The organism is Aquabacterium sp. G14, assembly GCF_037482285.1.
Lineage (GTDB): Bacteria > Pseudomonadota > Gammaproteobacteria > Burkholderiales > Burkholderiaceae_C > Aquabacterium.
The window spans coordinates 40,409-65,511 of sequence record NZ_JBBEYB010000011.1; the positions used below are offsets into that span (position 1 = coordinate 40,409).

Here is a 25,103-nt window from a genome sequence, read left to right on the forward strand (position 1 = left end):
AGGTTGGGTGTTTATGGCAGGTTCAACGCAAGTACAGTCTGAGCAGCAGGCGAAGGTCCGATAAATTGATCGATTTGCGAGATGCTCTTTTTGCCAGTGCGAGTCTGGCTGCAGAGTGGAGACCTCGTCTAATGAGCCGCTTAATGAAATTTCGTGCTTCCACACTGCTAAAGAGATCGGCAGGTGCATCGTGCACGAGTTGATCAATTTGGGGAACTGTCAACAAGTCCGCCATATTTGACATTCCGTGAAAACCGAAGCTGCTCGACGTCTGGCGTTCCCTCTCAAAGGCAAAGCGATGAGCTAAGGCCTCATCTGCAAAACGGATGCCCCAACGTTGTGTTAACAGCACACGGTTGGTACGCGCAATGCATACATCCTCAGGATGGTGTGCGACTATGGCATCGTTTTGAAGGGCATCTAGCAACTGGCGCGATCGCAATGAGAATCCACCATTGCCGACGCGATGTGCGTCATCGTATTGGGGCCACACGGCACCGATGTAGTCCACTGTAAGAAAATCATCGCTCCACATGCTTGGATCAAGCACATAGCCATCCCACTGCACGATGAGCATGTGAGAGGTCTGCAAGTAGGGCCCCATGCCTTTGAGCAAGAAGTGCGAGTAGGCTTCGATCGAGTTGATGTTGTCGAGCTCAATCACGCGGATGCCCGTGGGTACGTCTGTCAGGCTATGGTTGGGACAGGTGAACAAACAGGCATCGCCAAACTCGACCTGAGCCATACAGATTTTCATGGCGTCCAGCGCCATTTGCGGCAGCCGCGTATCGACGCAGCACAGGGTCACTTGCGGCAAGTTCAGCATGCGGTCTGGCCCTGCTCATACAGCGCTTGGTATTGACGGGCTGCACGCGGCCAGGCGTAGCGGCGGGCCTGGGCGGTCACTCGTACTGCAAGGTCACCATTTTGTCGGTGCTGGGTCTGCCAGTCTTCCACGACTTTACGCATGGCTGGCCCGCTGAACTCATCCCAATAAGCCGCGGCCTCACCACACACTTCGGGCAGGCAACTGCGTCGCGCGACGATCACCGGCTTGCCAAAAAACATGGCCTCAATCGGGGGCAACCCAAATCCTTCCATCAAAGACGGGAAGAGAAAGGCCTTGCAGTTGGCGTACAGCCAAGTCTTTTGCGCTTCGTCGACATCGGTGACAAAGCGCACATTGCGCAGGCCCATGCTTGTGACGCGTTGTCTGTGAGCTTCGACTTCGGGGCTGTCGGGGCCCACGAGAACGAGCAGCTGTTCGGGCCAGCTGGCTGCCATGTCGATCAGCGAACCCACATTCTTTGATGCCGACATGCGACTGATGTGTAGCAGGTAGCTTTGCCCTACGAGTTCCGGCACGGGCGTTTGGGCGTGCTGGGTGAGGTCGGCTGCACCGTTGTGAATGACCACAGCGGGTGGTGCCCAGGGCAGGCAGCGACGGATGTCATCGGCGACGAACTGTGTGATGGCCACCAGCTGGTGTGCACGTCGCAGATGGCGTGTCAGCCGCAGGTTCTGCCACCACAGGCTCAGCCCATGTTTCGCATACACATGGTTGAGGTCATGAACGGTGATGATGTTGCGCTTGCTGTTGACGGGAGGTCGGTAGCGCATGTGCTGGTGCAGGCCATGCCAGACATCCAGGTCCACCGGGAAGCGATGACGCAGGCGCATGGCGTCGCGCAGCTCGTGGTAGGTCACGTTCGGTCCAAACATCCCATGCCATTGACTGGGCAGGATGAAGTGGAAGTGCACATGGCGCTCTGCCTTGAGTTGCGCAGCTTGTGCAGCGTACTGCAGGGCCAGTTGGCGCGCGACCTCGCTCAGCCCTTCGTTGAAGTGGCGGATGTGTCCAAATTGCAGGGCAATGTGAAAGGGCTTGGCGTCGCTCATTGAGGGGGCCGCGTGTTGATGGCATCGACGACAGAGGCCAGCGTGGGCCAACCCTGCTCTGGGCGAAGGATGGTGACGTGCTCGCCCTGTACGTGCCACATGGGCGCGCCGTCTGGGCCGAGCACGCTGACCACGCGTCCCCCTGCGGCGGCGGCAAGATGGCCGGGGCCGGTGTCATTGGAGACAGTGCAGTCCGCCTGCTGCGCCAGCGCTGCGTAGGTGCCAAGATCAACGCCGGTGAGCACGATGGCGTCAGGGTAGTTCGCGTGTGCCTCGGCCTCCTCATCAGGGCCCGGGCACAAGACAACTTGCCGTCCCTGGTGTTGCAGGGACTGAGCGAGTTGACCGAAGTGGGGCCACCGCTTCTTGCCCGTGGTGTCAGCCGCGCCCGAGAAGGGGCAAAGGATGATGAAGCCGGGTGAGAGGCGGTGGTCTGCCATGCACTGCCGGGCCTGTGCCAAGTGTTGGGCCGAGGGGCGCAGGCCCAGTGCTTTGGGGCGTGGGAACGTGCTGCCGACGAAGTGGCTGCCAATGCGCCAGTAGTTGTCGGCGGCATGCAGGCCGGGTTGGTAAGGCACGCTGTGGCTGAGGAGCAGGCCGCGGCCTTCTCGGTTGTACCCGATGGGCTTGAGTCCAGCTAGGCGGGCTTCGAGCGCACTGGAGAAGGAGTTGGTGAAGAGCACGAGGTTGGGGTGTCGCGTGAACTCAGGATGTTGCTGCGCCAAATGTTGCCGCAGGTGTTTGAGTTGAGCGATGGCATCGGCGCGCTTGGCGGGGCGGACATGAATGGTCCAGCCATGTCCTTCAAACAGTTTGACGGCCCAGCGTTTTCCGATCAGGTGCAGTTCGTAACCCTGTTGTTCCAGCAGATTCAGGGTGGGCAGGGAGAGCACAGCTTCACCCACCCAATTACAGAGTCTGATGAGCAGGGGGCGGCGCACAGGGGACGATGCCCGATCGGGTTGAGACGGTTGCATTGGCGAGATTTTGCCAGCATGCCGCGCTCAAGGGTCAGCCGTTAGTCGTTGGCACCGATCTTGACGCATGATGGCAATCCTTGTCGGTTAGGCTTGATGGACTTGTGACTGTGGATAACTATTCTTCGGAGATCGGTGTGGGCGTCAGTGCAGGAGAGCGTCCGTTGCGTGTGATCCATTTTGTGACGGGCGGATTTTCTGGGGCCACCCAGGTGGCGGTGGAGCTCGTGCGAGCCGCCGTGACCGACCCGGGCATGGAGGCCTTGCTGGTCTTGCGGCGCAAGCGTCAGGCGGATCCTGCGCGCGTGGAGGCCTTGCGGCAGGAGGGCTTGGCGGTAGAGGTGGTCCAGGGTTGGTCGCACATTGCAACGGTGCTGGATTTGGTGAGGGTGTGCCGCAGGTTCAAGCCTGACGTTCTGGTGGCGCATGGCTTCAGCGAGCATCTCTGGGGCCGATATGCCGGGCTGTTGGCGAAGGTGCCGGCCTTGGTTCATGTTGAGCACAATTCGCGCGAGCGCTATTCGTGGTGGCGTTTGGCGCAGGCGAAATGGCTGGCGCAGAGAACGGCGGCGATCATCGGTTGCTCTGAGGGGGTCAAAGAGCGCCTGTTGGAATTGGGTTTTCCTGCAGATCGCACCATGGCGATTCCCAACGGTATCAAGCTGGCGCCTTTTGTGGCAGCCGAGGCGACCCCTTATGCAGATCGCACACCGGGCATCGTGATGTCAGCGCGCTTTGCTCGGCAGAAGGATCATGAGACCTTGATTCGTGCGGTGGCGCTGCTGCGGGATCGCGGCTTGACGCCGCCCGTGATGCTGGCTGGGGTTGGCAAGCGTCGGTATCGGGAGCGCGCCGAGCAACTGGTGAGGGAGCTGGCGTTGTCGCAGCAGGTGCAGTTTTTGGGGCACTGCCCGACCGTGCCTGCCTTGCTGATGTCACACCAGCTTTTCGTTTTGTCGACGCATTACGAGGGCATGCCTCTGGCGATGGTCGAGGCGATGGCTGCTGGCTGTGCGGTGGTGGGCAGTGCCGTGGTGGGTGTCAAGGAACTGCTGCGTGATGGCGTGGATGGCAGACTGGTGGCGCATGCCGATGCCGCGGCGCTGGCCCATGCATTGGAGGAATTGCTGCGTGATCCTTTGTGGGCCTCAGCCCTGGCGCAACAGGCCCGAGAGCGAGCTTTGCGCGATTTTGGCGTGGCAGTGATGGCCGAGCGATATGGCAACTGCCTGCGGACCATCACCAAGCACTTGGCGGAGCGGCCTGTGGCCTGATGCTGCGCGGGGTTGGGTGGTGCGGGGCTGTCAAGCCATCACCAACAACCTCAAACCCACCGGTAACGCCTCCCCAAAGCTGCGCTTCCGATCGGCCTCATCCAGCTCCACCACCTCGCTCACCATGGCGCTCCAACTGGCCGGGGCACCGATGGCCTCCAGACGCTGGATGACCGTCTCGCGCAACTCGGCAGGCAGGTCGCGAGCCCGATCACCGCTCATGCGCGCCAGGGTTGTGGCGGCAAAGGCGGCGTGGTCCACGGTGCGCCAATCCAGATCCAGCAAGGCTTGCAGCCAGACGCTGGCGGTCTCGGGCGGGACGACGTTTTCCGCATTGCCATAGAGCGACACCCGTGCACCCAGCCGCCCCACGGCCCACCAGGTGTGGGGCTTGTCGCCTGTTTTCTGCAGACGCTGCACCAGCCAGTTGCCGACTTCGACGCGGTAGGCAGCCGGTACGCGTTCCAGCGAGGCGACCAGGCGCACCATGTCGTCGTAGCTGCTTTGCAAGGGGTCTTTGTCGCGCCGGGCGTGCTGGATGGACATGAGGTGTTCGCCCACCACTTCGAGCAATTGCAGCTGCTGCGCCGCGTCGAGCCCGCCTGCAGCGCGGCGCCACAGCGTCCACCATTCAGACCAGTTGTTGCTGTCTTGGGTGTACTGGATGCCCTGGGCGAACAGCGGCCAGATCTGTTCGATGCGCCAGCTGTCCAGCGGGGCGCCCAGCCCGGGTCGCAGGCAGTAGCCGGTCAGGTTGAGCCACACGCGTTCGTGCTCGGCGCTGCGTCGGCGGCGACGCATGCGGGCCCACAGGGCATTGAACAGGGCGCGCAGCAGGGGCAGATCCCAGGTGTCGCGGGCGCCGAGCAGGCGCTCCAGCCGGGTGCGCAATTGGCGCACGGTCTTGGCATCGACGGCTTGGGTTTGCGTGCCGAACACCTGGTCGATGAGCTGCACGGCGTCGGGCAGGCGTGGATGGACGGGAGCATCTTTGTCGGCCGTGTTGCTGGAGGCGGTGGCCGCTTGGCCACGCAGCTCGAAGGCGAGCCGCCAGCGCTGGCTGGGGTCGTCGATGCGTGTGCAGTGCACCTCCAGCGTGCCCACTTCGGTCATGGTGGCGCTCAGTTGCACCTGTACGTCGAGGGCGCGCTGCCCCGCGGGCAAGGGCAGCACGGTGGTGATGGCGGGCAGGCGCACGAAGCGTTCGTCGTCGAGCGCGAGCAGGTCACCGGCTTGCCAGGCGGTGTCGGCCACCGTGGAGACGAGGTGAAAGCGCACCGCCTGACCCAGGCGCAGGGCGAAGGTGCGGTCGGGCAAGACGACTTCGGTGTCTTCGGACGTGCCGCGCGGAAGCACGCAGATGCCTTGGCCTTGCCCCGGGGTGTCGTCGAGCACCAGCATGTAACTGCGGGCCGAGCCACCCCCGATGCCGCGGCCCAACTCGAGGACCCGCTCGGATCGCACCAAGGCGTAGGCCACCGCGCCGCGGGCCACGGCCACGTCGGGGGCGTCGTTGTGCAGCACGTGCACGGGGTGGCCTGCCCAGTCGCTGAGCGTGTGGGCCAAGCGCTGGGCCAGGGCCGGGGCGCGGAACACGCCGCCGTTGAGCAGCAGGGTGTCGGGCACGGCCAAGGGGGCGTGTGGCGCATCCCCCAGGGCTTGCTGCGCGGCTTGGGCATGCTGGCTCAAGAACGCCGCCAGGTGCCGTGTGATGGCCGCATCGGCCGGATAAGGCAGGCCGAATTCGACGATGCCAGCCAGACGCTGGCGGGGCCGGTCATGGCGCTCGCAGCGAGGCAGGAAGCCATCGACGAGCAGGGGCAAGACCTCGTCTCGCTGCAACTTGACCGATTGCGCACTGCCGATAAGTTGCGCGCCGCCACCCAACAAGGTGACGGTGACCTCGGCAGGGGCAGCGTCGGACAGTAGTTGCTCTTTGGCGATGCGACAGCGTTGCACCAGTTGCGCCAGGCGTGCAGCGGACAGCGGGGTGCGTTGCGCCATCTGGCGTTCGACCAGGTGTGCCAGCGCCAGGTCCATGTTGTCACCGCCCAGCATGAGGTGGTCGCCCACGCCGATGCGGGTGAGCTGGGGCTGGCCCAGCGCATCGTGTGCGACCTGGATCAGCGTCAGGTCGGTGGTGCCACCGCCCACGTCGCACACCAGCACCAGCTTGGCGGGGCCGAGGGCGTGGTTCAGATCGGTGCGGTGGCGAAACAGCCAGTCGTGGAAGGCGGCTTGGGGCTCTTCCAGCAAGCGCAGGCGGTGCAGGCCCGCCTGCTCCGCGGCGGCCAGGGTCAGGCCGCGTGCGCCTTCGTCGAAGGACGCGGGCACGGTGAGCACGATGTCTTGCTCGACCAGCGGGGCGTCGGGGAAGGTGGCATCCCAGGCCTCGCGCACATGGGCCAGGTAGCTGGCGCTGGCCGCCACAGGCGACACCTTGGGCACATCGTCCGGCGCGCCCCACGGCAGGATCGCTGCGGTGCGGTCCACGCCCGGGTGCGACAACCAGCTTTTGGCACTGCTGACCAGGCGTCCAGGGACCTGGGCACCCAAGGCGCGGGCGTAATCGCCCAAGACGGCGGGCACCTCATGGGCCGACGAGGGTGGAGGTGTGATCAGATCACCGGCGCCCAGCTCGCCAGGCGCAGGGTGGTAGCGCACGGAGGGCAGCAGTTCGCGGGCTGCGACCTCACCGGGCCCGACGGCCTGGGGGATTGCAAACAGCCGGATCGCCTCGTCACCGGCCGAGGCCTGCGCCGCGTGGTCGGCATACGCGACCACGGTGTGGCTGGTGCCGAGGTCGATCCCGACGGTGTAGCGTGCGCTCACAGGCTGTCGGCGCGGGCGTCGAAGCTGACCTTCCAGCGCTCGGAGCTGCCCACGGGCAGGGCTTCGAGTTCCAGCACGCCAGTTTCGGTCACGCGGGCGTGCAGTTGCACGCGCACGATCTCGCCCGCAGTGCGGCCTTGCGCTGGCAGGTTGGCCTCGATCTCGGCCAGCTCCTGCAACTCATCGGGCCCCCAGAAGTCGAGCAGGGTGCCGACGCTGTCCTGGCGGCGCACGGACGAGCCAAAGAAGCGGAAGCGCACCGGCTCGCCCACGATCAGGCCAAACTCGGCGGCGGCCACACCGGCTTCGCTGCCTTCCTCCATGCCGAAGGGGGCCAGACACAGGGCTTGGATGGGCGGTTCCATGCCGGGGATGGCGGGCATGTTCGACTCCACCGCGACGTAGTAGGCCTGTGCCGTGCCGCCGCGGATGCGCACACCGCGCCCCCGGCGCACATAGCCGTAGTAGGCCGCGCCGCGCGCCACAGCCAGGTCCAGATCGGCCCCGCCCAGCAGGCGGGCGGCAGGCCCACCTTCGGCCGCCAACCAGCCGTTGAGAATGTTCAGCACCCGATTGGCCAGCAAGCTGGACTTGAGCACACCGCCGTTGAACAACACGGCTGTGGGGTGCAGGAAGCTGGCGCTGGCGGACAAGCTGCCTTCAAAGCCATTCAACTCGGCCAAGGCCTCGCGCTGGCGGCTCAGGAACGCGCCCAGGTGGCGGGTGATGGCCGCATCCTGCGCATAGGGCAGGCCCAGTTGCGTCAGACCCGCTCGGGCGCGGCTCAGCGGCGCATCCGACACCGCGACCTGTGGGAAGAATCCTTCCAACAGGATCTGGTTCAGTTCGTCGCGCGTGACTTCGGTGCGGATGGCGCCACCGATGAGCTTGGAGCCTCGGCTGGGCACGACCACGGGCACGGTGGCCACGCTGGCATCGTTCAGCAGCGTCTCTTTGGCCTGCCGGCAGGCATGCGAGAGCGCGCGCGTCTGCCACGCATCCAGCTGCGTGCCTTGCCCGGCCAGCTTGCGCGCCACGCCATAGGCCAGCGCCAGGTCCATGTTGTCGCCACCCAGCAGGATGTGGTCGCCCACGGCCACGCGTTGCAGCTCCAGGTTGCCATCGCGCTCCAGCACGGCCATCAGCGAGAGGTCGGTCGTGCCGCCACCCACGTCGATCACCAAGATCAGGTCACCGCGTTGCACCTCTTTGCGCCACTGGCCCTGGCTGCGCTGAATCCAGCTGTAGAGCGCGGCCTGCGGCTCTTCCAGCAGCGTCAGGTTCGCGTAGCCCGCTTGCTGTGCGGCCTCGGCGGTGAGTTCCCGTGCGCCAGGGTCGAACGACGCGGGGATGGTGACGGTGATGTCTTGTTCCTGGAAAGGCGCCTCCGGGTGTGCCAGGTTCCAGGCATCGCGCAGATGTGTCAGGTAGCGCACCGAGGCGGCCAGCGGCGACACGCGCTCGACCTCGGCAGGCGCATCGGCCGGCAGGATGGGCGCGCGGCGATCCACACCGGGGTGGCACAGCCAGCTCTTGGCGCTGGACACCAGCCGGATCGGCGTGGCGGCACCCCGCGAGCGGGCCATCTCGCCGACGGCCACCGACTCGGTCGTGGACCAGGGCAGGTTCAGATCGCCGGGAGCGAATTCGCTGGCGTGCGGCAGGTACAGGAAGGAGGGCAGCAGTTCGCGCCCTTCCACGGCACCGGGCCCAGTCAACTGCGGGATGGGCAAGACGCCTTGCACCACTTTTTCGCCATCGCTGGCCTGCGTGTCCACCCAAGACAGGGCGCAGTGCGTGGTGCCCAGGTCGATGCCAATGGTGTAGCGCGACGACGTGCTCACAGTTCCACCTCGGCCTGCGCCACGATCTGGGCGTCGTGCCCTTCTGTCAGTTGCGGCAGGCGGACCTCGGTGGCGCGCCAGCCCCGGTGCGTGAGCGTGCCGGTGAACGGCGCCTGGCCGACCACGTTGCCGGTCAGGCGCACGGCGCTGGCATCGAAGCCGGCCGGCAGGGTGAGGCGGCTGCCTTCGTTTTCAGATCGCACGGGCGCCAGGCTGACATGCTCGCGCAGCACCTTGCGGCAGCCCTCGTGCACCACGCGGGCGGCGGCACCAATCTCGGCATCGCTGTAGGCGGCGATGTCTTCCTGCACGAAGTCGACGAGGCGGGCCTCCCGCTGCAGCAGCGACAGCAGTTGCAGGGCCGCGCTGGTGTCGGCGACCTTCGGTGTGGCGGGGGCTGCGGGAGGTGTGACGGGTGCGGCGGCAACAGGGGGCGGTGCTGTGGGCGCAGACTCGGCCACTGGCGCGCTCGCAGGCGCCGACGAGGGGGGCAGGGCCGCCGGCGCTTCGGACGCGCCGCCCGAACGCAAGCGCTCAATGTCGGCTGCGAAGTCAGGGCGCGACAGGATGCCGAAGAAGCTGCCAAACGCCAGCGAAATGCGGCGCGACAGAGAGGGAGGGTTGGAACTCATGATGGCGAAGAAACAGGTGTCTGGGGCGCGGGGTCCAAGCGCTGGGGTAGCCGCATGCGTCGGGCGCCGGTTGCGCGGAGGCGACATGTTACCTAAGCCTGCTCCCGCTGGCGTACCGCACCGACCCGCTGAGCATGAACCTGACACACGGTCATGCCCCTGACGGTGCGAAGATGCGCCAGCACCCTGACAATCATGCTCATGACACGCTTTTCTCTTTTCCCGCAGACTTGGCGCAGGGCGCGTGTTCGTGCAGGGTGGGGCATCGTGGCATGCGCCGTGTGGCTTTCAGGCTGTGCGGGGACGCCCAAACCCGCTTCGACTCGCCATGAGGCCTTTGGTGCGGCCGAAACCTATTCACGCCTGATCGATGCCACGCCTGCGCAAACCTGCGAGGCGGGTCGCCGGGCACTGCTCAGCCAGGGCTACATCGTCAACAGCAGCAGCCCCGACCTGGTGGAAGGCACCAAGCACTTCCAGCCTGACGTGGAGTCGCACCTGAAGATGCTGATCCGTGTGGTCTGTGTGCCGGAAGACGCTCAAGGGCAGGTCAGCCTCGCCTTTGTCACTGGCGTGCAGGAAAGCTACAGCCTCAAGAAGGCCAACACCTCCGCCAGCCTGGGCCTCAGCGCCATCGGCTCGCTCTCCATTCCCTTGATGTCGAGCAGCGATTCCATGGTCAAGGTCGGGGTCGAAACGATCTCGGAGGAGTCCTTCTACGACGGCTTTTTCAGCCTGCTACAGCAGTACCTCAACGAAAAGCCCTGACGATCGATTCCGCCCGCGCAGCGCAGGGGCCTCATGCCCTTCTCAGCGGCGTTGCGCCCGCGTCCCGTAAGGGCAGTAGTTGGGGCGTGGCCCCACCTGAGGATGCTTGCGGCAGGTGTTGGGGCGTTGCTCGTACACCGTGCAGCGCCTTGTGATGGCATCCAGGTACTGGCAATCGCCGCTGGCCCGGCGTGACAGCGTGAAGATGCTGTGCTTGAAATTGAAGTGCTCGATCGCACCCGCCTTGCTCAGGCGCTTGGCAATCTGCTTGGGCTCTTCGTGTTCGGCCTCAAACGGGTCCACCAGGCCCAGTCGGACCAGGTCGGGCAACTTCACCTCCACCGGCATCGTGCAGCAGTTGGCCACGCAGGTGTCGCACAGGCCGTTGCGGTAACGTGACCACGTGTCCGGGCGGTCGACGTCGACGAGGTGGATCGAAGACTTCATGGCTTGGTCGTGTGGGTGTGTGCAGTCAGTTGTGAAATCGCAACAATTGCAGCAGGGCGACATCGGGGCAGCGTGAAGCGTGAGCCCGAGTTGGCGACCGGAAACAAAAAAGCCCATCGCAGTGGATGGGCTTTTTTGATGATTCTGGTGGCCTGGGGCGGAATCGAACCACCGACACGCGGATTTTCAATCCGCTGCTCTACCAACTGAGCTACCAGGCCATCTCTTCGTTGATTGCTGCGTTGCAGTGATCAACGAAGACCTGAACTATAGCATCAATTTGCTGCCGATTTCTTCGATCGGCCCAAATCAACACCAAGTTGTTTCAGTTTGCGATAAAGGTGGGTGCGCTCCAGGCCGGTTTTCTCGGCCACGCGGGTCATACTGCCGCCTTCACGCGCCAGGTGGAACTCGAAGTAAGCACGCTCGAAGTCATCGCGGGCTTCGCGCAGCGGACGATCCAGCTCGAAGCTTTGCTCATGCGACAGACCGTTGTGGGCCGTGGCATTGAGGGCACCGTTGTGAACGGGCATGCCGTAGGCCACGGGTTGAGGTGTGTGCACGGGCTCGATGCCCACCATGTCGCTGCGCAAGGGTTGGGCAGCGCTGCTCAGGGGCACCGCATACGAGGCTGCCGCCGTGATGGGCGTCACCGTGGCGGTGTGCACAGGCTGGGCCGGAGCAGCGGCACGTGGGGCCGGCTTGGACAAGCCTTGCTCCACGGTGCGCAGCAGCTTTTGCATCGTGATGGGCTTTTCCAGGAAAGCTTGGGCGCCAAACTTGGTGGCTTCCACGGCGGTGTCGATGGTGCCGTGCCCCGACATCATCACGACGGGCATGGTCAATTGACCGTTGGCACCCCATTCTTTCAACAAAGTGACGCCGTCAACGTCCGGCATCCAGATGTCCAACAAGACCAGGTCGGGTTGGCACTGTTCGCGCAACTGGCGTGCCTTGGCGGCGTTTTCAGCGACTTCAACGGTGTGACCTTCGTCGCTCAGGATTTCTGACAGCAGGGCGCGGATGCCCAGTTCGTCATCGACAACAAGAATGGTAGCCATGAATAGGAGGGAACCCTCAAGTGGGAACTATGCGTAGTGTGGCCCAGCTTGTGGTGTTTCTGATGAAAGCTTTGAAAATGATAGCGAAACTTGAGCCCCTCTCGGCTCAGAAATGGGGCCTGCGTCCCCTGTGCCTGGGGGTGTGCCCCCTGCAGATCCCAGATTGCGAATGCGCACCAGGGCGCCGTGCTCGTCGGCGATCTTCTTGACCACCGCCAGACCCAGGCCCGTGCCCTTGGCCTTGGTGGTGATGTAGGGCTCGAAGGCGCGCTTGATGACTTTCTCGGGGAAGCCTGGACCGTTGTCTTGCACAGCCAGACGCACGGCGCGGACCTCGCCCGTCTCGTTCAAAGACACGTCGGTGCGCAGCACCACGCGTGGGACGTCGTTGGCGGGCGGGTGTTCTCCCACCGCATCCAGGGCGTTCTGGACCAGGTTGTGTACCACCTGACGCAGCAGCGCGGCGTCGCCCAGGATGTGCGGCAGATCAGGCCGCAGGTTCAACTGCACGGTGCCTTGTTCCAGAGCCTGGCCGTACAAGGCCATCACCTCGTTGACCAGGGCGTTCAGGTCCAGAGGGGCCAGCTTTGCCGAGGGCAGGCGGGCATAGTCCCGGAACTCGTTGATCAGGGCCTTGAGCGCCTGAACCTGGGTCACGATGGTGTCTGTCGAGCGTTGCAGCAGACTTTGCCCTGGCTCGTCCAGCTTGTCGTGCAGCTTCATCTGCAGGCGCTCGGCCGAGAGCTGGATGGGCGTGAGTGGGTTCTTGATTTCATGCGCCACGCGGCGAGCCACTTCGCTCCAGGCCTCCGCCCGTTGGGCGGACACGACCTCGGTGAGGTCGTCGAACACAATCAGGCGTTCGTCGGGGGGCAGGTCGGCACCCCGTACCAGCAGGGTCAGGGGCTCGGCGCTGCCAGGCAGTTGCAACTCGTAGGACTCCTGCCATTGCTGGCGTTCGCCGGGTGTGGGGTCATGGGCGTAGAGCTCGAAGCGTTGCGCCAGGCTGGCGGCGAAGCCGGCGAGTTCGGGTACGTCCGACAGTGGGCGTCCCCGGTACACCGACAGCGGCAGACGCAGGATGCGGGTGGCGCCGGGGTTGACGGTTTCGATGCGACCATGGGCATCGAACACGATGACGCCAGCCGTCAGGTTGTCCATGATGGCCTGAAGGTGGGCACGTGCACTGTCGAGGTCATGCACGCTGCGATCGACCAGCGCTCGGGCGTCGGCCAACTGTTGCGTCATTTCCGCAAAGGCGCGGGTCAGTCCCCCCAGTTCGTCTTTCGAGGTGAAGACGGCCTTCGGTCGCAAATCGCCGCGTGCCACCTCCCCCACGCCCTCGGCCAGCAGCAACAGCGGGTGCGCCAGCTGTTGCCCCAGCGTGGCCGCGAGCAAGAAGGCACCGAACACCGCCAGGATCAGTGCCAGGGTGAGGGTGCCGATGTACATGCGCCGCAGGCCTTCGCGGCCCAATGCACGTTGCTGGTATTCGCTGTAGGCCGCCTGAACGTCCAGGGCGTTGCGCACAATTTCGGCAGGCAGTCGCTGGGTGACCATCAGGTAGTGCCCCCGTGCCTGAAGCTGAAAGCTGCGGTCGGGCATCCAGGCGAGCGCCACGATGCGGGCGGAGTCGGGCATGGCCTCGTCATCGAGGTTTTCTACCTGGGCCATCACCCCTTTCTGTCGGGCATCCTGACGCCATGAGGGGCTCACGCGTTCGGTCATCAGCGGCACATCGCCTGCGCCGCCCGCGCTCCACTCGACCTGGCCACTTTCGCTGACCAGGCTCACGGTTTGTGCTCCCAGTTGTTCGCGCAGCCGCTCCAGCTCCAGCAGGCCGGGCAGTGTGTCTGGGTGGCTGCCCAAGCGGTCGGCCGCCACCTGGGTTTTGGTCGCGAGGTCTCGGGTCAGGCTGTCCAGGGTGTTGCGTCCGAGGTTCAGACCGGCTTCGAGCGCACCCTCCACCCGCACGTCAAACCAGGTCTCGATGCTGCGGGAGACGAACTGGTAAGACACGGTGTAGATCAGCACGCCAGGCAACAAGCCGACCAGGCCGAAGATGCCAGCGAGCTTCAGCAGCAAGCGACTGCCAAAGCGGCGCTGGCGCAGGCGTAGCACCAACCGGCCCAAGGCCAACAAGATGACCAGACCCAGCAGGGCGGCCGTGGCCACATTGCCCCAGAGCAGCCAGTTGAAGTACGGCTCCAGTTGTTCGCTGTTCTGGGTGGCCAGCACCAACAGAAAGGTCAGGACCAGGCCACCACCGAGCATGGCCACGCTGGCGATGATCCAGGTCCAGCGTTGGTTGAGTTTGAAGGCCGGCATGGGGCGTCAGCGTGCCGAGCTCACGCCCACGCGCCGTTCGATCTGCAGCGTCCAGTCCGCCTGGCCGCCCAGTCCAATCTGCAAAGGCCGGGGCAATTCGTTGGCATCGAGTTGGAAGCGGAAGTCCACATAGCAGTCGGCCGGGGTTGCATCGCCCAGTTGCTCGGCGATCAGCCAGCGGCTGCCCTGACGCAGCACCTCCAGGGCTTCACTGAGGCGGCTGTAGGGGCGACTGAAACCGTCAAAGTTCAGGCGCCACTGGCGCGTCAAAGGCTGGTAGGCCAGACGCCAGCGTCGGGTGGCCGAGGCAATGCGGCGGTCCGTCCAGTACCAGCGCCTTTCAAACACCTCGGCTTGGGCCAAGAACACCACGGCAATCCCTTTGGAGAGCATTTGTTCCACGTCGCGGTGCAGGTCGAAGCGCACCTCGTAGCTGAGGATCAGTCCGTCTTCGTCTTGTTGGGCCACCAGGCGGGCCAGTTCCGCGCCGCTGTTGGCCCAGGCCGCCCACGCTCCACCGCCTGTGGAGGCCAGGGCGGCGGTCCACAGGGCAGAGGTGCTGCGGAGCAGCAGGTCTCGGCGGCGCATCACAGGCATCAGGAACCCAGCGGGGACTTGCTCAGCAGAGCGTAGAAGAAGCCATCCCCACGGTCGCGGCCGGCGGGGTCCAAGTATTCGACCACAGGCAGCAGGTGGCCGGGCGCAGGGTGCGCCTGGGCGTCGGGTGTGCGTTGCAAAAATGCGTCGATGCGGTCCTGACCTTCCATTTTGAAGACCGAGCACGTGCAGTAGAGCAGGTGGCCGCCTGGTTTGAGCAGCGGCCACAGGGCGTTGAGGATGGCATCCTGGGTGTGCGCCAGGGCCGCGATGTCGGTCTCGCGCCGCAGCCAGCGCACGTCTGGATGGCGTCGCACGATGCCGGAGGCGCTGCAAGGCGCGTCCAGCAAGATGGCGTCAAAGGCCTGGCCGTCCCACCAGCTTTGCGGCTGGCTGGCATCGGCTGCCACGGTGCGCGCCTTCAATCCCAGGCGCTGCAAGGTGTCGTTCACACGGGCGAGGCGCTCGGGGTCAGCGTCCAGCGCGGTCACGTCCAGGTCGGCCAGTTCCAGCAGGTGAGCGGTTTTGCCACCCGGGGCCGCGCAGGCGTCGAGCACGCGGGCACCCGCAGGCAGCTTGTGCCCGCCGGCATACACGAGCAGGGGGGCTGCGATTTGAGCGGCTGCGTCCTGAACCGAGACGTCGCCTTGGTCAAAGCCGGGCAGGCGTTGCACCGGCACACCATGGGGCAGCACGATGGGTTGAGGCTGATCGGGGCTGTCGACGGAGGCGGTGGTGAGGTTGGTCAGCAGGCCAGCTTCGCTCAGACGGATACGGTAGGCGGCGGTGCGGCCATGGCGCAGGTTGGCGCGCAGTGTCATGGGCGGCTGTTCCTGATTGGCCATCAGGATGGCTTGCCAGTGCTCGGGCCAGTCCTTTTGCAGGCGCTTGATCCACCATGCCGGATGGTTGAAGTGGGCGACTGGGTCATCGTCCAACTCCGCGAGCAAGGTGGCTTGCTCACGCAGGAAGCGGCGCAGCACGGCGTTGACCAGCCCGCTGGCTGGCTTGGCACGCCGCTTGGCAGCTTCCACGGCCTGGTCCACCAGGGTGTGCGCGTTGTATTCGGGGCCGCAGGCCAGCGCCAGGGCGGACAGCAGCAGCCCATCGACCCAGGGCTGGGGGGCTTTGGGTACCAGGCGCAGACGCAGGGCTTGGGCGGTGCCCAGACGCCGCAGCACCGCGAACGACAGGGCTTGCACGCCGGGTCGCTCCGCCGTCTTGCGCGCGGCCAGCGCATCGGTCAGGGATTGGCCCTGACGCACCGCGGCCACCGCATCGGCGCAGCCGCTCAGCAGTTGCCACAGGGGCAGGGACTGGGGGGAAGAGGTCGAAACCGTTTTGCTCATGCCGCGCAGTCTATGCGCTGCCCGGCTCAGGCCCCCAGGAAGTGCTTGCGATACCGCGACGGCAGGTCGGCAATGCGCATCAACATCGGCAGGTCGGCGGTGTTGAAATCCGGGTCCCAGGCCGGTGCGCCCAGCACCTTGGCGCCCACACGCAGATAGCCCTTGATCAGTGCGGGCGGCTCGACCTTCAGGTGGCGGTCCAGTTCGTCCACCGGCAGCGGCAGGCGTGGACGCACCTGCAGATCGATCGGGGCCAGGTGCGTCTGGCGCAACTGCTCCCACAGGCTGGCGGCCACGTGACCACCGTCGCGCATGCTGATGCTAGCGCAACCGATCATGGTGTCCAGATCGTTGCGCACCATGAACTCGGCCAACGCGCCCCACAGCGCCATGATGGCGCCGCCGTTACGGTGGTCGGGGTGCACGCACGAGCGACCCAGCTCCACCATCTTGCCGCGCAGCGGGCGCAGGCGGGTCAGGTCAAACTCAGTCTCACTGTACAGGCCGCCAATGCGCTTGGCCGATTCGGGCGTCAGCACACGGTAGGTGCCGATCACGGGGCCGGGTTCACCGGTGCCCGCCTCCAGGCGCACCAGCAGGTGCTCGCAATACGGATCGAACAGGTCGATGTCGTGACCGGCAGGGCTGCCGACGGGCACACTCAGGCGGGCGCCCATCTCCAGGGCGAAGACCTCGTACCTCAGACGCTGCGCGGCGAGAACATCTTCCGCAGTGCGTGCCCAAACGACTTCAATGCCTGGCCGTGTGCCGGCCTCGGGCGTCGACCCCGGGTGAAGTGACCTCCGCGCGGCACGGGATTCGGCCGACAGGTGGGAAGACAGGTCTGCCATCGGCAGGGTCGGCAGGGGGAGGTCACGCATTGTCTCTCTCCAATCTCAGGTCTTTGTGGACATGACTGGACAGTTTTGACGCGTCCGGTGACGGTGCGGTGAACGTTGGATGACAGGCCCGTGACGAGCGCTTAGTACGTCCTATGAGAAATCCCGACCGTCTGGCGGGATGCAGGCTGATAGGATGGACGGTATGAGCATCCAGATATTTGGCTTGCCGGTATCCCGCGGTGTGGCCATCGGTCGCGCGGTGCTGGTGGCCTCCAGCCGTATCGACGTGCCGCACGTCTTCATCGATCCCAGTCTGATCGATGGGGAGGTGGCGCGTCTGCTGGCGGCGCGCGATGGGGTGGCGGCCGAGTTTGATGTGCTCAAGCGCGATCTGCCGGCCGATGCCCCAGCCGAGTTGGCCGCGCTGCTGGATGTGCACCACATGCTCTTGCAGGACGATGCCCTGATCGGCGCCTCGGTCGACTGGATTCGTCAGCGCCATTACAACGCCGAATGGGCGCTGTCTGCCCAGCTGGAAGTGCTGGCGCGCCAGTTCGACGAGATGGAAGACGCCTACCTGCGTGAACGCAAGGCCGATCTGGAGCAGGTGGTCGAGCGTTTGCTGCGCAGCCTGGGCCGTGGGGCGCCGTCGGCGGTGCCCGAGCCGGGGCAAGGTGCTCACGACTTCGGGGGCGATGAGCCGCTGGTGCTGGTGGCCAGCGACATTGCGCCGGCCGACATGCTCAGCTTCAAGCGCAGTGTGTTCAAAGGTTTCGTCACCGATGTGGGCGGCAAGACCTCGCACACGGCCATCGTGGCGCGCAGCATGGACATTCCGGCTGTGGTGGGCGCGCGCCAGGCCAGCAACCTGATCCTTCAGGATGACTGCATCATCATCGATGGCGATGCCGGCCTGGTGATCGTGGATCCCTCGCCCATCGTGCTGGAGGAGTACCGCTTCCGCCAGCGCCAAAGTGAGTTGGAGCGCAGCCGCCTCGCGCGCTTGCGCCACACGCCGGCCGTCACGCTCGATGGCGAGCGCGTCGAGTTGGTGGCCAACATCGAGATGCCTGAAGACGCGCCCGCCGCCCTGGAAGCCGGGGCCGTGGGCGTGGGCCTGTTCCGCAGCGAGTTTCTGTTCATGAACCGCGGCGGCGACCTGCCCGACGAGGAAGAGCAGTACGACGCCTACCGCCGTGCGGTCGAGGCCATGAAGGGCCTGCCTGTCACCATCCGCACGGTCGACATCGGCGCCGACAAGCCCCTGGAGGGCATGACGCCATCTGAGTTGCGCCATGAATCGGTGCTCAACCCCGCCTTGGGCCTGCGCGCCATCCGCTGGAGTTTGTCTGAGCCCAGCATGTTCCGCCGGCAATTGCGGGCTTTGTTGCGCGCAGCTGCTCACGGCCCGGTCAAGGTCATGATCCCGATGCTGAGCAATCTGCGCGAGATCCGTCAGACCCTGGAGCACATCGAACACGCACGCCGGCAACTGGCAGAGGCAGGCAAGCCCTTCGGCGAGGTGGAGATCGGCGCCATGATTGAGGTGCCTGCGGCCGCGTTGACCTTACCGGTGTTCCTGCGCCACTTCGATTTCATCTCCATTGGCACCAACGACCTGATTCAGTACACGCTGGCCATCGACCGGACAGATGAGGAGGTCTCCCACCTCTATGATCCGTGGAACCCGGCTGTGCTCAGCCTGATCCAGTCTTCGATTGCGCAGGCGCGTGCCGCCGGCAAGGGGGTGAGCGTGTGCGGTGAAATGGCGGGTGATCCGGCTTTCACCGAGTTGTTGCTGGCCATGGGGTTGCGCATGTTCTCAATGCACCCCACCCAAATTGCGTCGGTCAAGCAGCGTGTCTTGCGGGTGGACACACGCCGCCTCGCACCCCTGGTGCCCGAGGTGCTGGCCAGCGATGACCCGGAAGCGGCCTGCGGCGAGTTGTTTGCCACCGTGCATCGCGGGGGCACCTCGGCGCCAGTGGCGTGGTCACCCGCTTCCGCGGAGATGCGCCAGAGCGCCTGAAGCATGGTCCCACGCGCAGGCGTGAGCACCACACCCGGGGTCACCGCTCGCCCAGTTGCTCCCAGCGCTCCAGCAAGACCAGCAGCTCTTCGTCGATCGCCTCGACGCGGGCATGCATGGCGGCCACGTTGGCGCCTTCCTTGCGGTAGATGTCCGGGTCGGCCAGTTGCCGGTTGAGTTCGGCCTGTTCGGTTTCCAGTGCCTCAATGCGGCCGGGCAACTCGTCGAGTTCGCGCTGCTCCTTGTAGCTGAGCTTGCGCTTGGGTTGCGCCACCACCGGTGTCGCTGCAGGCGCGGCTGGGGACGTGTCCGGTGCCACCGTCACGGGGGTACGGCTGTCGGCGGCGCCGCCCTGTTTCGTGGCCGAAGCAATCGAGGCGGCACCCGGCTTGCCCGCCGCCAGGGCCTGTGCACGGCGTGACTGGATCAGCCAGTCTTCCACACCGCCTTCGTACTCGCGCCAGCGCCCGTCGCCTTCGGCGACCAAGGTGGAGGTGACCACGTTGTCGAGGAAGCGCCGGTCATGGCTGACCAGGAAGACGGTGCCTGGATAGTCGGCGAGCAGGTCTTCCAACAGGTCGAGCGTGTCGATGTCCAGGTCGTTGGTCGGTTCGTCGAGCACCAGCACGTTGCTGGGCTTGGCGAACAGACGCGCCAGCAACAGGCGGTTGCGCTCACCACCGCTGAGTGTGCGTACGGGCGAGTTGGCGCGTGCGGGCGCGAACAGGAAGTCCTGCAGATAGCCCATCACGTGCTTGCGTGAGCCGTTGATCTCGATCCACTCGCTGCCGGGGCTGATGAAATCGGCCAGCGTGGCGTCCAGATTGAGGTGGTCGCGCATCTGGTCGAAGTAGGCGACTTGCAGGTTGGCACCTTGCTTGACCGTGCCGCTGTCCGGGGCCAGCTCGCCCAGGATCATCTTCAGCAGCGTGGTCTTGCCCGCGCCGTTGGGCCCCACCAGGCCCACCTTGTCGCCGCGCAAGATGGTGCCGCTGAAATCGCGCACCACGGTGCGGCCGCCGAAGGCCTTGGAGACGTCTTCCAGCTCGGCCACGATCTTGCCGCTGCGGTCGCCTTGCGACACGTCCAGCTTGACGCGACCGATCACCTCACGGCGCGCGGCGCGGGTGCTGCGCAATTCGTCCAGGCGCTTGATGCGGGCCACGGCGCGGGTGCGACGGGCTTCGACGCCCTTGCGGATCCAGATCTCTTCCTGGGCCAGCAGCTTGTCGAATTTGGCGTTGGTGACGGCCTCGTCGGCCAGCTGCTGGGCCTTGAGCCCCTGGTAGGCCGTGAAATTGCCGGGATAAGTGCGCAGCTCACCGCGGTCGAGCTCGACGATGCGCGTACAGACGTTGTCCAGGAAGGCGCGGTCGTGGGAAATCAGCACGATGGCGCCCTTGAAGGCCACCAGCAGCTCTTCCAGCCAGGCAATGGCGTCCAGGTCCAGGTGGTTGGTCGGCTCGTCGAGGAAGAGCACGTCCGGGCTGGCCACCAGCGCACGCGCCAGGGCCACGCGCTTCTTGGTGCCGCCCGACAGGCCGTCGATCGGCAGGCTCGCATCCAGGCGCAGGCGCTGCAGGGTCTCGTCCACCCGTTGTTCCCAGTTCCAGCCATTGCGCGCTTCGATGAAGGTCATCAGGGCATCCAGATCGGCGCCTTCTTCGTGGGCCTCGAAGCGCTCACGGGCGGCCTTGACCTCGGCCAGACCCTCGCTGACGGTGCTGAACACGGTCGCGTCGTCGGCAAAGCTGGGCTCTTGCGGCACATAGGCGATGTCGATGCCGTTTTGCACCTGCAAGATCCCGTCGTCGGGCTTTTCCAGTCCGGCCATGATTTTCAGCAGCGAGGACTTGCCGGTGCCATTGCGGCCGATCAGGCCAACGCGTTCACCGGTTTCGAGCGCAAAGGCGGCGTGGTCGAGCAGGGCCACGTGGCCATAGGCCAGGCAGGCATCGCTCAGGGTCAAAAGAGCCATGAAAGAAACGATCCAGAGAGGAAAAAGAAGGCGCCAGCACCGCTGACGCAGGTGCTCATTGTCGCTGCTGGCGCTGCACGGCGCTTTCGAGCGCGTCAATGAAGCGTTGCGCGACGTCCCAGCCGGTCTGGTCGGTGATCTCCTGGAAGCAGGTCGGGCTGGTCACGTTGATCTCGGTGAGGCGGTCGCCGATGATGTCCAGGCCCACCAGCAGCAGGCCGCGTGCGGCCAGAATCGGCCCCAGTTCGCGGGCAATCGCCCAGTCGGACTCACTCAAAGGCTGGGCCACACCCTTGCCGCCAGCCGCCAGGTTGCCACGCACCTCGCCGCCTTGCGGGATGCGGGCCAGCGCATAGGGCACGGGCTCGCCGTCGATCACCAGCACGCGCTTGTCACCTTCGCTGATGGCCGGCAGGAAGGCCTGCACCATGATGGTCTGCGTGCCGTCCTTGGTCAGCGTCTCGGCGATGCTGCCCAGGTTCAGGCCATCGTCCTTCACGCGGAAGATGCCCATGCCGCCCATGCCGTCCAGCGGCTTGAGGATGATGTCGCGGTGCTCGGTGTGGAAGGCGCGCACGGCCTCGATGCTGCGGGTGACCAGGGTGGGGGCGATGTGCAGCGGGAATTCGAGGATGGCCAGCTTTTCCGGGTGCTCGCGCAGCGCCTGTGGCTTGTTGAAGACGCGCGCGCCTTCGCGCTCGGCCTGGGTCAGCAGGTGGGTCGCGTACAGGTACTCGGCGTCAAACGGCGGGTCCTTGCGCATCAGCACCGCGTCCATGCTGCTCAGTGCGACCAGGGCCTGCTCCTGCTCGTCAAACCAGTCGTGCGCGTCGCCAGTCAGGGTGATGCGACGGGCCTGCGCCTGTACCAGACTGCCGCGCTGCCACACCACTTGTTGAGGCTCGCAGGCCCACAGCTCATGTCCGCGTGAGGCGGCCTCGCGCATCATCGCGAAGGTGCTGTCCTTGTAGGTCTTGAAGGTGTGCAGAGGGTCGGCGACAAACAGGAGTTTCATGATGGTCTGCAGATCGAGGGTCGGGCGCACAAGCTCGGTGTGCGCCTGAGGTGTGCGGGGGGATTCAAGGGGTGTCCGAAGGACGAGCCCTGAAGTGTTCCACGAACAGCGTCAGCACGCCGGCCACCAAGCCCCAGAAGGCCGAGCCCACGCCCATCAGCGTGACGCCCGACAGCGTCACCAGAAACGTGATAACGGCAGCCTCACGGTAGCGGGTGTCCTGCAGCGAGGCGGCCAGGCCGTTGGCGATGGTGCCCAGCAGGGCCAGTCCCGCCACGCCCATGATGAGCGCGGGGGGAAAGGCGGTCAAGACGCCGGCCACGGCACCGCCCAGCGCGGCCATCACCAGGTAGAACAGACCGGCCATCAGGGCTGCGGTGTAGCGCTTGTGCGCATCCGGATGGGCGTGCGGCTGCAGCACGATGGTGGCGGTGATGGCCGCCAGATTGAAGGCGTAGCCGCCAAAGGGCGCCAGCAGCACCGTGATCACCCCAGACCAGCTCATCAAGGGCGACACCGGCGTGCGATAGCCAAACACCCGGATGGCCGACACACCCGGCACTGCCTGCGAGGCCATGGTCACGATGAACAGCGGTAGTCCCATGCCCAGAATGGCCTGCCACGACCATTGTGGTGTCACCCAGACGGGCAGGGCTGGCTCCCAGCGCAAGGCCGCGGTGTGCAACTGGCCTTGCACAGTGGCCAGCAGCACCGCCACCACCAGGACACCGGGGATGGCGTAGCGGGGCCACAGGCGTTTGCCAAGCAAGTAAGTGAGCAGCATGCCCACCACCAGCACCGGCTGAGGCGTGGCGGCCGCAAAGGCCAGCAGCGCAAACTTGGCCAGGATGCCGGCGAGCAAGGCGGCAGCCAGGGCCACAGGAATGCGGTTCATGACCCGCTCGAACCAGCCCGTGACCCCGCACAGCCACATCAACGCCCCGCACAGCACGAAGGCGCCGGTGGCTTCAGCCAGGCTCACGCCACCACCGGCTGCGCTCGCGATCACGGCCGCGCCAGGGGTGGACCAGGTGATGAGAATGGGGGCACGGGCCCACAGCGACAGGCCCAGCGTGCCCAGCCCCATGCCCACGCCCAGGGCCAGTACCCAGGACGTCACCTGGGCCGGTGTGGCGCCCAGCGACTGGGCTGCATGAAAAATCAGGGCGATGGTGCTGGTGAAGCCCACCAGCGTGGCGACGAAGCCTGACGAGATCGCCGTGAGGGAGGTGTCCCGGGCGATCTGGCGCAGGGAAAGCGGCGCCTGGGTCAGATCTCCACCTTGGAGCCCAGTTCCACCACGCGGTTGGTGGGCAGGTTCAGGAAGGCCGCAGCACCGGAGGCGTTACGGTGCATGCTGGCAAACAGCTTCTCCCGCCAAGGCGCCATGCCCCCACCCATGGTCGGGATCACGATGTCACGCGACAGGAAGTAACTTGTCTCCATGTCGTCCAGGAAAACGCTGTGCTCCTTGAGCAATTTGAGCGCACGCGGCACATCGGGCTCGTTTTTGAACCCGTAGTGAAGAATGACCTGCCAGCAGTCATTGCCCAAGTCTTCCACCTCAATCCGGTTCTTCAGTGGGATCCAGGGCACTTCATGCGAGCGCACCGTCACGAACAGGTTTTGCTTGTGCAGCACCTTGTTGTGCTTGAGGTTGTGCAACAGCGCATTGGGGGTGGTGCCCGCATCGGCGTTCAGGAACACGGCCGTGCCATCCACGCGCAGCGGAGGACTGCAGAACACGGCCTCCAGGAAGGGGCGCAAATCGATGGCATCCGACCGCAGGCTGCTGCTGAGCAACTCACGACCATCTTTCCAGGTCATCATCAGGCTGAACATCACGATGCCGATCAGCAGCGGGAACCAGCCGCCGTCGATCACCTTGATGACGTTGGCACTGAAGAACATCAGGTCGATTGCAAAGAAGAAGGCTGTGGCCAGCACACACACCATCCATGACATCTTCCAGGCGAAGCGGATGACAAAGAAGGTCATCACCGTGGTGATCATCATGTCGATGGTGACCGTGATGCCATAGGCCGCCGCCAACTTGCCGCTGGAGCCGAAGAAGATCACGGCCAACACGATGCAGCCGTACAGTGCCCAGTTCACGAAGGGGATGTAGATCTGACCAGTTTCCTTCTCGGAGGTGTGCAGGATGCGCAGTCGAGGCAGGTAACCCAGCTGGATCACCTGCTTGGTGACGGAGAAAGCCGCCGTGATCAGGGCTTGCGACGCGATCACCGTGGCGCAAGTGGCCAGACCCACAAGCGGATAGAGCGCCCAGTGCGGCGCCATCTCGAAGAAGGGGTTAGCCACGTTCTCCGGGTGAGCCAGCAACATCGCGCCCTGGCCGAAGTAGTTCAGCACCAGAGCGGGCATGACCAAGCTGAACCAGGCCAGACGGATGGGCAGCTTGCCGAAGTGCCCCATGTCCGCATACAGCGCTTCGGCACCGGTCGCGCACAGGATCACGGCGCCCAGCGCGATGAACGCCAGCATCGGATGATCCGCGATGAAGCTCAGGGCGTACAGCGGGTTCATGGCGGCCAGCACCGCCGGGTTTTGCAGCACATGGTACAGACCCAACAAGGCCACCACGATGAACCACAGTGCCGTGATGGGGCCAAAGAACTTGCCGATGCCACTGGTGCCATGCTTTTGCACCATGAACAGCAGCGTCAGCACCACCAGCGTGATGGGCACCACGTAGCGCTCCAGTTGTGGCGCAGCCACCTCCATGCCCTCCACGGCAGAGAGCACCGAGATGGCCGGGGTGATCACCCCGTCCCCAAAGAAGATGGCGGTGCCAAAGATGCCCAGGGCCAGCAACTTGCCCCGCAAGGCCGGCTTGTCTTTCACGGCGGTGGAGGCCAGCGTGAGCATGGCCACCAGACCGCCTTCGCCGTTGTTGTCGGCCCGCAGGATCAGCGTCACGTATTTCAGCGACACGATCACCGTCAGGGTCCAGAACATCATCGACAAGATGCCGTAGATGTTTTCCGGTGTCAGGGGAAGGTGCCCGTGGTTGAACACTTCTTTGAGTGCATACAGCGGGCTGGTGCCGATGTCACCGTAGACGATGCCGATGGCACCCAGGGTCAGGGCAGCCAGTTCTTTGGCGTTTGGTTTGGCGTGAGGAGCGTGTTGCACGATGACGGAGCTTCCCGAGACAACGAGTACGCCATTCTGCCTGCGTTCACAGACATTTTGTTGCACCGCAACAGT

The 25,103-nt window shown here is 65.1% G+C and carries 19 protein-coding genes and 1 tRNA gene; 3 read left to right on the forward strand and 17 right to left on the reverse strand.

From position 1 onward, the window contains the following. Positions 1–22 precede the first annotated feature (22 nt). Genes WIT60_RS12370 through WIT60_RS12380 form a run of 3 tightly spaced genes read right to left on the reverse strand, consistent with a single transcriptional unit; the run spans position 23 to position 2,804 of the window. The gene (locus WIT60_RS12370; protein ID WP_339584215.1) at positions 23–826 is read right to left on the reverse strand and encodes a DUF5672 family protein; all 804 of its coding nucleotides are present in this window, start codon (positions 824–826) and stop codon (positions 23–25) included. Next, complete coding sequence (locus WIT60_RS12375; RefSeq protein WP_339584216.1) at positions 820–1,899, reverse strand: glycosyltransferase family 4 protein; 1,080 nt, start codon at positions 1,897–1,899, stop codon at positions 820–822. Before WIT60_RS12375 ends, WIT60_RS12370 begins: the two co-directional genes overlap by 7 nt. Beyond that, on the reverse strand, positions 1,896–2,804 hold the full coding sequence (locus WIT60_RS12380) for a glycosyltransferase family 9 protein (protein WP_339584217.1): 909 nt from the start codon (positions 2,802–2,804) through the stop codon (positions 1,896–1,898). The genes WIT60_RS12375 and WIT60_RS12380 overlap by 4 nt, the downstream gene beginning before the upstream one ends. A gap of 182 nt (positions 2,805–2,986) precedes the next feature. On the opposite strand from WIT60_RS12380, the gene WIT60_RS12385 reads away from it, so the two are divergent. Next, positions 2,987–4,150, forward strand: a complete 1,164-nt coding sequence (locus WIT60_RS12385) for a glycosyltransferase (protein ID WP_339584218.1) — start codon at positions 2,987–2,989, stop codon at positions 4,148–4,150. 30 nt (positions 4,151–4,180) lie between these two features. On the opposite strand, the gene WIT60_RS12390 is transcribed toward WIT60_RS12385, so the two are convergent. Genes WIT60_RS12390 through WIT60_RS12400 form a run of 3 tightly spaced genes read right to left on the reverse strand, consistent with a single transcriptional unit; the run spans position 4,181 to position 9,458 of the window. After that, on the reverse strand, positions 4,181–6,982 hold the full coding sequence (locus WIT60_RS12390) for an Hsp70 family protein (protein WP_339584219.1): 2,802 nt from the start codon (positions 6,980–6,982) through the stop codon (positions 4,181–4,183). Beyond that, positions 6,979–8,826 (reverse strand): Hsp70 family protein, encoded by a 1,848-nt coding sequence (locus tag WIT60_RS12395; RefSeq protein ID WP_339584220.1) that lies wholly within the window; start codon positions 8,824–8,826, stop codon positions 6,979–6,981. Before WIT60_RS12395 ends, WIT60_RS12390 begins: the two co-directional genes overlap by 4 nt. After that, positions 8,823–9,458, reverse strand: a complete 636-nt coding sequence (locus WIT60_RS12400; RefSeq protein WP_339584221.1) for a DUF2760 domain-containing protein — start codon at positions 9,456–9,458, stop codon at positions 8,823–8,825. The genes WIT60_RS12395 and WIT60_RS12400 overlap by 4 nt, the downstream gene beginning before the upstream one ends. A gap of 201 nt (positions 9,459–9,659) precedes the next feature. Between WIT60_RS12400 and WIT60_RS12405 the strand changes: the two genes are divergently transcribed. Further along, the gene (locus WIT60_RS12405) at positions 9,660–10,226 is read left to right on the forward strand and encodes a DUF2242 domain-containing protein (RefSeq protein ID WP_339584222.1); all 567 of its coding nucleotides are present in this window, start codon (positions 9,660–9,662) and stop codon (positions 10,224–10,226) included. 42 nt (positions 10,227–10,268) lie between these two features. Here WIT60_RS12405 and WIT60_RS12410 read toward each other — a convergent pair whose 3' ends face one another. The 7 genes from WIT60_RS12410 to WIT60_RS12440 form a co-directional block, all read right to left on the reverse strand. Next, on the reverse strand, positions 10,269–10,673 hold the full coding sequence (locus WIT60_RS12410) for a YkgJ family cysteine cluster protein (RefSeq protein ID WP_339584223.1): 405 nt from the start codon (positions 10,671–10,673) through the stop codon (positions 10,269–10,271). 145 nt (positions 10,674–10,818) lie between these two features. Continuing rightward, positions 10,819–10,894, reverse strand: a tRNA-Phe gene (locus WIT60_RS12415). A gap of 54 nt (positions 10,895–10,948) precedes the next feature. Beyond that, positions 10,949–11,734 carry a response regulator gene (locus WIT60_RS12420; RefSeq protein WP_339584224.1) on the reverse strand — a complete coding sequence of 262 codons (786 nt, stop codon included), beginning with the start codon at positions 11,732–11,734 and terminating at the stop codon, positions 10,949–10,951. 27 nt (positions 11,735–11,761) lie between these two features. Continuing rightward, positions 11,762–14,062, reverse strand: coding sequence for a sensor histidine kinase (locus tag WIT60_RS12425; RefSeq protein WP_339584225.1), 2,301 nt, complete (start codon positions 14,060–14,062; stop codon positions 11,762–11,764). A gap of 6 nt (positions 14,063–14,068) precedes the next feature. Then, positions 14,069–14,659 (reverse strand): DUF4390 domain-containing protein, encoded by a 591-nt coding sequence (locus tag WIT60_RS12430; protein WP_339584226.1) that lies wholly within the window; start codon positions 14,657–14,659, stop codon positions 14,069–14,071. Then, positions 14,659–16,008, reverse strand: a complete 1,350-nt coding sequence (gene rsmB, locus WIT60_RS12435) for a 16S rRNA (cytosine(967)-C(5))-methyltransferase RsmB (protein WP_339584227.1) — start codon at positions 16,006–16,008, stop codon at positions 14,659–14,661. Before rsmB ends, WIT60_RS12430 begins: the two co-directional genes overlap by 1 nt. A 26-nt stretch (positions 16,009–16,034) precedes the next feature. Then, the gene (locus WIT60_RS12440; protein ID WP_339584228.1) at positions 16,035–16,889 is read right to left on the reverse strand and encodes a GNAT family N-acetyltransferase; all 855 of its coding nucleotides are present in this window, start codon (positions 16,887–16,889) and stop codon (positions 16,035–16,037) included. Between the two features lie 163 nt (positions 16,890–17,052). Between WIT60_RS12440 and ptsP the strand changes: the two genes are divergently transcribed. Continuing rightward, complete coding sequence (ptsP, locus tag WIT60_RS12445) at positions 17,053–18,879, forward strand: phosphoenolpyruvate--protein phosphotransferase (protein WP_339584229.1); 1,827 nt, start codon at positions 17,053–17,055, stop codon at positions 18,877–18,879. A gap of 40 nt (positions 18,880–18,919) precedes the next feature. On the opposite strand, the gene WIT60_RS12450 is transcribed toward ptsP, so the two are convergent. The 4 genes from WIT60_RS12450 to WIT60_RS12465 all read right to left on the reverse strand — a co-directional run bounded on the left by WIT60_RS12450 (position 18,920) and on the right by WIT60_RS12465 (position 25,028). Beyond that, positions 18,920–20,857 (reverse strand): ATP-binding cassette domain-containing protein, encoded by a 1,938-nt coding sequence (locus tag WIT60_RS12450; RefSeq protein ID WP_339584230.1) that lies wholly within the window; start codon positions 20,855–20,857, stop codon positions 18,920–18,922. Between the two features lie 55 nt (positions 20,858–20,912). Continuing rightward, on the reverse strand, positions 20,913–21,872 hold the full coding sequence (gene gshB, locus WIT60_RS12455; RefSeq protein WP_339584231.1) for a glutathione synthase: 960 nt from the start codon (positions 21,870–21,872) through the stop codon (positions 20,913–20,915). A 64-nt stretch (positions 21,873–21,936) separates the two neighbouring features. Continuing rightward, positions 21,937–23,124: a benzoate/H(+) symporter BenE family transporter gene (locus WIT60_RS12460; RefSeq protein WP_339584273.1), complete on the reverse strand. Its 1,188-nt coding sequence runs from the start codon at positions 23,122–23,124 to the stop codon at positions 21,937–21,939. A gap of 17 nt (positions 23,125–23,141) precedes the next feature. Continuing rightward, a complete protein-coding gene (locus WIT60_RS12465) occupies positions 23,142–25,028 on the reverse strand; it encodes a potassium transporter Kup (RefSeq protein ID WP_339584232.1) in 1,887 nt (628 codons plus the stop codon). Positions 25,029–25,103 lie beyond the last annotated feature (75 nt).

Coding starts and splice junctions, on each gene's coding strand:
- WIT60_RS12370 (WP_339584215.1), bottom strand. CDS start 826: ATGCTGAACTTGCCGCAAGTGACCCTGTGCTGCGTCGATACGCGGCTG.
- WIT60_RS12375 (WP_339584216.1), bottom strand. CDS start 1,899: ATGAGCGACGCCAAGCCCTTTCACATTGCCCTGCAATTTGGACACATC.
- WIT60_RS12400 (WP_339584221.1), bottom strand. CDS start 9,458: ATGAGTTCCAACCCTCCCTCTCTGTCGCGCCGCATTTCGCTGGCGTTT.
- WIT60_RS12405 (WP_339584222.1), top strand. CDS start 9,660: ATGACACGCTTTTCTCTTTTCCCGCAGACTTGGCGCAGGGCGCGTGTT.
- WIT60_RS12410 (WP_339584223.1), bottom strand. CDS start 10,673: ATGAAGTCTTCGATCCACCTCGTCGACGTCGACCGCCCGGACACGTGG.
- WIT60_RS12420 (WP_339584224.1), bottom strand. CDS start 11,734: ATGGCTACCATTCTTGTTGTCGATGACGAACTGGGCATCCGCGCCCTG.
- WIT60_RS12425 (WP_339584225.1), bottom strand. CDS start 14,062: ATGCCGGCCTTCAAACTCAACCAACGCTGGACCTGGATCATCGCCAGC.
- WIT60_RS12430 (WP_339584226.1), bottom strand. CDS start 14,659: ATGCCTGTGATGCGCCGCCGAGACCTGCTGCTCCGCAGCACCTCTGCC.
- rsmB (WP_339584227.1), bottom strand. CDS start 16,008: ATGAGCAAAACGGTTTCGACCTCTTCCCCCCAGTCCCTGCCCCTGTGG.
- WIT60_RS12440 (WP_339584228.1), bottom strand. CDS start 16,889: ATGCGTGACCTCCCCCTGCCGACCCTGCCGATGGCAGACCTGTCTTCC.
- ptsP (WP_339584229.1), top strand. CDS start 17,053: ATGAGCATCCAGATATTTGGCTTGCCGGTATCCCGCGGTGTGGCCATC.
- WIT60_RS12450 (WP_339584230.1), bottom strand. CDS start 20,857: ATGGCTCTTTTGACCCTGAGCGATGCCTGCCTGGCCTATGGCCACGTG.
- gshB (WP_339584231.1), bottom strand. CDS start 21,872: ATGAAACTCCTGTTTGTCGCCGACCCTCTGCACACCTTCAAGACCTAC.